The 1,957-nt window shown below is 69.2% G+C and carries 1 protein-coding gene and 1 pseudogene; one reads left to right on the forward strand and one right to left on the reverse strand.

The annotated features are described in order from the left end of the window. A partial coding sequence (locus EOA29_RS34655) for an ATP-binding cassette domain-containing protein (RefSeq protein WP_127222270.1) occupies positions 1 to 1,580 on the forward strand: 1,580 nt, incomplete at its 5' end. A gap of 56 nt (positions 1,581 to 1,636) precedes the next feature. Here EOA29_RS34655 and EOA29_RS34660 read toward each other — a convergent pair. Next, positions 1,637 to 1,957: pseudogene (locus EOA29_RS34660) on the reverse strand (helix-turn-helix domain-containing protein); the annotation flags it as partial.

Consider the following 1,957-nt stretch of genomic DNA (forward strand, 5'->3'; position numbering starts at 1 on the left):
AATCCTCAAGCCGGACGTCGTGGCGACTGGCGACCGGCTTCGCGTTTGCGGCGCTGGCCTGCGCCATATTGCTGGGCGGTGTTTCCGCATGGCTGCTGGGCTCGGTGGCGATCGCCGGCCTCTCGGCCGCAGCCTTGACCTTCAACTTTCACATGCCGGCGGCCTTCATCAGGCTGTTCGCTATCGGCCGCACCGCCGCCCGCTACGGCGAGCGTCTGACGGGTCACCGGGCGGCGCTTGCGGACCAGGTTGCGCATCGCGTCGAGCTCTTCGCCGCGATGGCGTCGGCGCCCGCCGTGCGCCGGGCAGGATGGCAGCTCGGCGATGACGCCCGTCTTGCCGACTATCTCGACGACGTCGAGGACCTGGACTACGCCCGGCTGCGCGCCGGACTGCCGGCGCTGACGCTCGCATGCGGCCTCGCCGCCCTGATTGCCGGGTCGGCGATGCTCGCGCCGCTGTCTCTCTTGCCGATCATCCTCTTGCTGGTCGCCATCCTGTTCGCAGGGAATCGGATGGCCAAGGCTGGCGCCATGGGATGGGACCGCGCCAGGTCGCTGCGCCGCGGGGGCGCAAGCCGGCTTGGAGCGACCATGGCGTCAGCCGTTCCGCTCAAGGCTGAGTGCGCGTGGAACCGCGAGTGCGCTGCCGCCCTCGCCGCGCTCTCCAGCGCCGACGGCGAATTGCTTGCGCTCCGTCGGCTTCAGGCCCGGCTGGACATGATCGGCGCGACCTTCGGCCCGGTCGCAGGCATCAGCGTCATGGCTGCGGCCTGGCATGCAGGGCGGCAAGGCTCGGAGCTGCTGATGCCCATGCTGCTTGCCTTCTCCTGGCTGGCGCTGGGCGAAGCCGTGAACGGCGCGTCGCGCATGCTGGTCGCCGTGATGCGCCGCAACGCGGCACGGGCCGAGATCGATCGGTGGACGAGAGACGCTTCGGATGGCAGGCGTGTGTCCACGCTGCGGCCGCTCGAGCCGCGCCTGCTGCTCCACGGCGGGTTGCAGCGCCGCGCGCCCGACGGACGGGCGATTGGAACGCTGGTCGCTCTGCTCTTCGAAAGGGGGCGGCCGACGATGCTTGTCGGGGCAAGCGGTTCGGGCAAGACCAGCCTGCTCAAGCAGATCGCAGGCTGGATCGGCGAGGATGGTTTTGCCGCGGACGACCGCATCCTGTCCGCAAGCGAGCGGCGGGCGCTTTCAGCGCTCGTCCTGCACGACGCGGTCATCCTGGAAGACACCGTCCGCGCCAACCTCTTTGCCGCCGACGCTGCGGATGCCGCGCTCTGGCGCGCGCTCGAAGCTGTCGAGATGGACGGCCGCATCCGCGAGGCCGGCGGGCTTGATGCCTGGATCAGGCAGGACAGGTTCTCGCTGGGCGAGGTGCAGCGCATCAACCTCGCGCGCGCCTGGCTGTCGTCACGGCCGCTCGTGCTGCTCGACGAGCCGACGGAGCATCTCGACGACGCGCAGGGTGAGCGCATTCTTGAGCGGCTGCTCGCCCACCTCGATGACCGGATCGTCGTCGTCTCCACCCATCGCACGCCGCTTCGCGACGCCCGCATCATCGAGTTGCAGACATGAATGCCATGCCGAGGGCGCCAGTCTATCGAAGCCTAGATCGATTCAACCTCGGTTCGTCACGCGGCTGAACTGTCCTGCTCTCCAGCATTCGGATCGCCCGGCGCTGTTGCCCAGGCGAGCTCGACCAGCGTCACCGTGCGACGGCCCGCACCGTCGACCTGGCAGACGATGAGGCCTTGCTCCTCGATGTAGTCGAGCAGCCGCCGCGCACGACGCAAGGAGTGGGAACCATAGGCGCGGGCGATCGCCGCGTCGCTCGGGCAGGGCCAGCCTTCCTTTGCCGCCCTCGCGATCATCATGAACACGCCCTGCATGTCCTCGGGCAGAAGCGAAGCGCGCACCGAAACGTCCCGCCGCGCATCGTCCTCGGCCATGTC

The organism is Mesorhizobium sp. M1E.F.Ca.ET.063.01.1.1 (assembly GCF_003998155.1).
GTDB lineage: Bacteria > Pseudomonadota > Alphaproteobacteria > Rhizobiales > Rhizobiaceae > Mesorhizobium.